The sequence below is a fragment of the Curtobacterium sp. MCBA15_013 genome, from assembly GCF_001865095.1.
GTDB lineage: Bacteria > Actinomycetota > Actinomycetes > Actinomycetales > Microbacteriaceae > Curtobacterium.
The window spans coordinates 71,498-77,427 of the sequence record NZ_MJGQ01000013.1 but is presented as its reverse complement, the minus strand read 5'-3'; the positions used below and the strand labels follow the sequence as shown (position 1 = coordinate 77,427).

The window sequence follows — 5,930 nt, the reverse complement described above, 5'->3', positions numbered from 1 at the left end:
GGTGCGCGCTCGCCTGGTGCGTCAGCTGCCGACGGCGTCGGCGGGGGCGTTCTGCTGGTGGTGCAGCATCGCGTAGGTGCCGTCCCGCTCGAGGAGCTCCTCGTGCGTACCCTGCTCGACGATCCGCCCGTGGTCGAGCACGAAGATGACGTCGGCATCGCGGATCGTCGAGAGCCGGTGCGCGATCGAGATCGTTGTCCGGCCCGCCGCGGCGTTGTCGAGCGCCGTCTGCACGACACGCTCGGAGATCGAGTCGAGGGCGCTCGTCGCCTCGTCGAGCACGAGCACCGGTGGGTCCTTGAGCAGCACCCGCGCGATCGCGATCCGCTGCTTCTCGCCGCCGGACAGCCGGTAGCCGCGCTCCCCGACGACCGTCTCGTAGCCGTCCGGGAACGAGGCGATCGTCTCGTGGATGTTCGCCGCGCGCGCGGCCTGCTCGATCTCGTCGTCGGTCGCGTCCGGCTTGGCGTACCGCAGGTTGTCGCCGATGGTGGCGTGGAACAGGTAGGTCTCCTGGCTGACGATGCCGACGTGGCGCATGAGGTCCTCGTGCGCCAGCTCGCGGACGTCCTGCCCGGCGAACCGGACCGAGCCCGCGGTCGCCTCGTACAGCCGGGGCACGAGGTACGACACGGTCGTCTTCCCCGCACCCGACGGCCCCACGAACGCGGCGAACTGACCGGGCTGGAGCTCGAACGACACCCCGCGGAGGGTCGGCTTGTCCGCCTCGCCGTCCGGGTAGGTGAACGTCACGTCGTCGAAGGCGACGTGCCCCACCCGGGACTCGTCGACGGGCTTCGCCGTGGGCGGGTCCGTGATGGCGGGCTTGAGGTCGAGGTACTCGAAGATGCGGGCGAACAGCGCCCCGGAGGTCTGCAGGTCGAGGACGACCCGGAGCAGACCGACGGTCGGGAACAGCAGCCGGGACTGCACGGTGGTGAAGGCCACGATCGTGCCGGCCGTGATCGGCACGTCGCCGATGATGAGGTACGCGGCGACGACGTAGATGATCGCCGGGATGATCGACAGGAAGATCGACACGATCGCGAAGAACCACTGACCGGACATCTGCTGACGGACCTGCAGGCGGATCTGGTTGCGGTTCTCGTTGCCGTACCGCTGCGTCTCCGCACGCTGCTGGTTGAAGCTCTTCGCGAGCAGGATGCCGGAGACGCTCAGTGCCTCCTGCGTGATCGCGGTCATGTCCGACAGCGACTCCTGCGTCTGCGCGGCGATCTTGGCGCGGACCTGGCCGACCCGTCGCTGCGCGATCACGAGGAGGGGCAGCAGGACGACCGCGACGAGGGTCATCTGCCAGCTGAGGAGCAGCATCGCGACGACGGCGGCGATCACCGTCACCGTGTTGCCGAGGATCGACGAGATCGTGTTGTTGAGCACGCTCGCGACGCCACCGACGTCGTTCTGCAGGCGGGACTGGATGACCCCGGTCTTCGTGCGGGTGAAGAACGCGAGCTCCATGCGCTGGAGGTGTCCGAACAGCCGCATGCGCATCGCGCCCATGACCTTGTTGCCGACCGTCGCGGTGAGGTAGGTCTGCCAGACGCCGATCCCTGCGCTCGCGATCCAGAGCACCACCATGGCGCCGACGAGCACGTACAGCACGGGTAGGTCCGGCCCGCCGCCGCCCTTCGGGAAGAGCCCCTCGTCGAACGCCCGCTGGGTGAGGAGCGGTGGGACGACCGAGATCGCGGCGCCGATCAGCACCAGCACGACGGTCAGGATGATCGCGTTCCGGTGCGGCACGAACAGCCCGGCGATGCGCTTGAGGAGGTTCGGGATCTTGGGCGCCTCGGCGTTGGCGGCCTTCTGCGCTTCGAAGTCGCCGCTGGAGATCCGGCCGCCACCGCGACCACCACCACCGCCGCCGCCGCCGCGCATCCCGCCGTGCATGCTCACGACGCGTCACCCCGATCCATGCTGCAAACCTAGCCCCGGGGTGGGACATCGGGCCGCCGTGGCTCATTTGACCCCGTTCAGGGGGCATGCGACCATTTCCCGTCCCCTTCCCCGCACCACTCGAGGTCCCATTGACGTCCGCGCCCACCCGCCCCACGTCCCTCCGCGCACAGCTCGCCCGACGGAAGCCGATCGAGCAGCTGCAGGCCGAGGCCTCGGCGGGGGTGGACGGCGAGCCGCTCCGGCGGTCGCTCGGGGTCTGGCACCTCACGATGATCAGTGTCGGCGCCACGCTCGGCACCGGCATCCTCGTCGTCCTCGGGACCGCCGTGCCGCTCGCCGGTCCCGCGGTCTGGATCTCCTTCGTCGTCGCCGGTGTCGCCGCCCTCCTCTCGGCGCTGTCGTACGCCGAGATGGCGGGTGCCGTGCCGACGTCCGGGTCGAGCTACTCGTACACCTACGCCACCATGGGCGAGGGCATCGCCTGGGTGTGCGGCTGGTGCCTCGTGCTCGAGTACGCCGTCTCCGTGGCCGCCGTCGCGGTCGGCGCGAGCGAGTACGTCGACGAGACCCTGCGGGTGTTCGGGCTGCACCTGCCGACCGCACTGTCGGCGCCTCCGGGCGAGGGCGGCGTGGTCAACCTGCCGGCCGCCGTCCTGGTGCTGCTCGCCACGGCGGTCCTGCTCCCGGGTGCGCGCGAGAGCGCCTGGGTGAACACGGTCATGGTCATCGTGAAGATCGCCCTGCTCGTGTTCTTCGTGATCGTGGCGTTCTCGGCGTTCCAGGCGCAGAACTTCGAGCCGCTCGCACCGATGGGTGCCGCCGGGGTCACCGCGGCCGCGTCCCGGCTGTTCTTCTCGTACATCGGGTTCGACGCCGCGTCGACCGCCGGAGAAGAGGCGAAGAACCCGCGGCGGGACCTCCCCCGCGCGATCATCGGGTCGATCGCGCTCATCACGGCGCTGTACATCCTCGTCGCGATCGCGGCCGTCGGCGCCCGCTCGTGGACGTCGTTCTCGTCGACCGAGGCCTCGCTCGTGCGCATCGTCGTCGACGTCACCGGACAGCCGTGGGTCGCCCTGGTGTTCTCGATCGGCGCCGTCATCGCGATCGCGAGCGTCGTGCTCACCGTGCTCTACGGGCAGACCCGCATCCTGCTCACGATGGCCCGCGACGGACTCGTGCCGAAGGTGTTCGGCCGGGTCTCGCACCGCACCGGCACCCCCGTCTGGAACACCCTCATCATCGGGGTCGTCGTGACGATCGTCGCCGCACTGGTGCCGCTCGGGGAGCTCGCGGACGCGACGAGCATCGGCACGCTCGTGGCGTTCGCCCTCGTGAACGTGTCGGTCATCGTGCTCCGTCGGACCCAGCCGTCGCTCGAGCGGTCGTACCGCGTGCCGCTGTTCCCCGTCGTGCCGATCGTCGGCGCGCTCTGCTGCGTGCTGCTCGCGGTGTTCCTCGGCATCGGCACCTGGATCGCCTTCGGCATCTGGATGGTCGCCGGCGCAGCGCTCTACCTGGCCTACGGCCGCCGCCACAGCACGCTGCGCTGACGCGCCCGCCGCCACCCGCCCGCCCGTCTCTTCCGGCGGACTTCACGCGCTCCCCGACACTTCACGCGCGCCGCAGCCCGTGAGGTGTCGCTCAGCGCGTGAACTCCTCCGTCCACAGGCGTCGCGGCGGTGGCCGCTCATCCACAGATTGCGGCCGGTCGAGTCCGGGCCGCCGGCGAACGGTCAGCCTGAGCGCATGAACTCGCCAGCACAGCGCCCCCTCCTGCTCCGAGCGACCGCGGCGGACCCGTCGCACGCCCGGCTGCTCCAGCGGCGACATGCGGCCGGGTCACTGGTGCGACTCCTCGCGGGTGTGTACATCTGCACTGCCGACTGGGATCGACTGGACCCGGTCGGCCGCCACCTCGCCAGGGCTCGGGCGGTGGCACCGCGACTGCGTCCGGGATCGGTCTTCTCCCACCTCAGCGCCGCCCTCATCCACGGCTGGCCGCTGATCGGCGATGCACCGGACCGTGTCCACGTCACCGATCGGGCGGCCCCGGTCATCCAGCACCGTGCCGGGCTCATCCGTCACCCGAGCAGCCGAACCCCCTGCACCCGAGCGCGCCCGTTCGACGGCGTCCCGGTCACGTGCACCTTGGACACCGCGTGCGCCGTCATCGCGACGGAGCCGGCGCACGTCGCCGCGGTCGCCGTCGACGCAGCCATCCGAGGCGGCACCCTGGCCCTCGCGGACCTCCGGCAGGCGGTGCCGGAGCGCCCGGCCCGGGGTTCAGTGCGCGCCGAGACGGTACTCGCAGCGTTCCACGTCCGCCACGAGTCGGTCGGCGAGTCCTTCACCGCAATCCGCTTCGTCCAGCTCGGACTCCCACCCTGCGAACCACAGGTGGAGTTCCGCCACGCGGACGGCTCGGTGGATCGAGTCGACTTCTGGTTCCCGTCGCTCGGCGTGGTCGTCGAGTTCGACGGTCGCCAGAAGTACGTGGACCCGAGCATGCTCGACGGGCGCGACCCCGCCGACGTGCTCTGGGCGGAGAAGCGGCGGGAGGACCGGCTCCGATCGCTCCCGGCTGTCCGCACGGTCATCCGCGTCACGTGGTGGCACCTCGTCGAACTCGATCGCCTCCGAGCGCTGTTCCGCGCACACGGCGTCCGGGTGTGACGGAGACGACCTCACGCGCTCAGCGACACCTCACGGGCGTCGGGCGGCGTGAAGTGTCGCTCAGCGCGAAAAGTCCCCGCCGCAGCCCCCGCACGCGACGAAGGCCGCCGCCCCGAGGGGCAGCGGCCTTCGTGACCGAACGGTCGAGACTACGCGAGCTCGATCGTGGCGCCGGCGGCCTCGAGGGCCTCCTTCGCCTTGTCGGCCGTCTCCTTGTTGACACCCTCGAGGATCTTGGCGTCGGCGGTCTCGACGAGCGCCTTGGCCTCACCGAGGCCGAGCGACGTCAGGCCACGGACCTCCTTGATGACCTGGATCTTCTTGTCACCAGCGGACTTGAGGACGACGTCGAACTCCGACTTCTCCTCAGCGGCCTCGGCCGGGGCGCCGGCGGCGGCCGGAGCGGCAGCGGCGACCGGGGCGGCCGCGGTGACCTCGAAGACCTCTTCGAACTTCTTCACGAAGTCCGAGAGCTCGATGAGCGTGAGCTCCTTGAAGGCCTCGATGAGCTCGTCCTGCGAAAGCTTCGCCATGATTTTCTCCTACTACTAGCTAGATCGTGTGGTTGTGGAACGCGAGCCTGATCAGGCCGCGGACTCCTGCTTCTCGCGAAGGGCGTCCACGGTGCGGACGGCCTGCGAGAGGGGGGCCTGGAACAGGTACGCAGCACCGAACAGCGAGGCCTTGAAGGCGCCGGCGAGCTTGCCGAGCAGGACTTCACGGGACTCGAGGTCGGCGAGCTTGTCCACCTCGGTCGCGGAGAGCGGGTTACCGTCGAAGTAACCACCCTTCACCACGAGCTCGGGGTTCGCCTTGGCGAATGCACGCAGCGACTTCGCGACGGCGACGGTGTCACCGTGGACGAAGGCGAGAGCGGACGGACCGGCGAGCTCGTCGTCGAACGACGAGATGCCGGCGTTGTTCGCCGCGATCTTGGTCAGCGTGTTCTTCACCACGGCGTACGTGGCGTGCTCACGGATCGAGTTGCGGAGCTCCTTGAGCTGCGCGACCGTGAGACCGCGGTACTCGGTGAGCAGAACGGCGTTCGAGCTACGGAAGGACTCCGTGAGCTCGGCGACCGCAGCTTCCTTGTTCGCCATGGTTCTCCTTGGGGTTCTTGCCGGCAGCCCCAGGACTCCACCACATGAAAAAAGCTCCGGCGCAGAGGCTCGGAGCTGCTCCCCCGCGAACGGAAGGAGTGGTTCGGAACACCTGCGCGGGCTGCCTCATGAGTGAGGACCTTCGTTCGCGCTGCGAGCAGCACGACAACCGGCGGTCTTTGGCTTCGAGAACTGTAGCACGGCACGACGGTCGCGACCAACCGTCGGACGGGA

The 5,930-nt window shown here is 69.7% G+C and carries 5 protein-coding genes; 2 read left to right on the top strand and 3 right to left on the bottom strand.

Annotated elements, in window-relative coordinates:
• Nucleotides 1–21 precede the first annotated feature (21 nt).
• The gene (locus BIV01_RS09180) at nucleotides 22–1,911 is read right to left on the bottom strand and encodes an ABC transporter ATP-binding protein (protein ID WP_441294377.1); all 1,890 of its coding nucleotides are present in this window, start codon (nucleotides 1,909–1,911) and stop codon (nucleotides 22–24) included.
• Nucleotides 1,912–2,003: 92 nt separating this feature from the next.
• Between BIV01_RS09180 and BIV01_RS09175 the strand changes: the two genes are divergently transcribed.
• Both BIV01_RS09175 and BIV01_RS09170 read left to right on the top strand, forming a co-directional pair.
• Complete coding sequence (locus tag BIV01_RS09175) at nucleotides 2,004–3,473, top strand: amino acid permease (protein ID WP_441294376.1); 1,470 nt, start codon at nucleotides 2,004–2,006, stop codon at nucleotides 3,471–3,473.
• A 196-nt stretch (nucleotides 3,474–3,669) separates the two neighbouring features.
• Complete coding sequence (locus BIV01_RS09170; RefSeq protein WP_139199278.1) at nucleotides 3,670–4,596, top strand: hypothetical protein; 927 nt, start codon at nucleotides 3,670–3,672, stop codon at nucleotides 4,594–4,596.
• A 149-nt stretch (nucleotides 4,597–4,745) separates the two neighbouring features.
• Here the strand turns inward: BIV01_RS09170 and rplL are convergent, their stop codons facing one another.
• Both rplL and rplJ read right to left on the bottom strand, forming a co-directional pair.
• Entirely contained in the window at nucleotides 4,746–5,129 is a 384-nt protein-coding gene (gene rplL, locus BIV01_RS09165; RefSeq protein ID WP_022907351.1) for a 50S ribosomal protein L7/L12, read from the bottom strand.
• Between the two features lie 51 nt (nucleotides 5,130–5,180).
• Nucleotides 5,181–5,696 carry a 50S ribosomal protein L10 gene (rplJ, locus tag BIV01_RS09160; protein ID WP_070418388.1) on the bottom strand — a complete coding sequence of 172 codons (516 nt, stop codon included), beginning with the start codon at nucleotides 5,694–5,696 and terminating at the stop codon, nucleotides 5,181–5,183.
• Between the last annotated feature and the right edge of the window lie 234 nt (nucleotides 5,697–5,930).

Bases quoted from the DNA above. Each gene is read 5' to 3' on its own strand.
- BIV01_RS09180 (WP_441294377.1), bottom strand. From the start codon at position 1,911: ATGCACGGCGGGATGCGCGGCGGCGGCGGCGGTGGTGGTGGTCGCGGT.
- BIV01_RS09175 (WP_441294376.1), top strand. From the start codon at position 2,004: ATGCGACCATTTCCCGTCCCCTTCCCCGCACCACTCGAGGTCCCATTG.
- BIV01_RS09170 (WP_139199278.1), top strand. From the start codon at position 3,670: ATGAACTCGCCAGCACAGCGCCCCCTCCTGCTCCGAGCGACCGCGGCG.
- rplL (WP_022907351.1), bottom strand. From the start codon at position 5,129: ATGGCGAAGCTTTCGCAGGACGAGCTCATCGAGGCCTTCAAGGAGCTC.
- rplJ (WP_070418388.1), bottom strand. From the start codon at position 5,696: ATGGCGAACAAGGAAGCTGCGGTCGCCGAGCTCACGGAGTCCTTCCGT.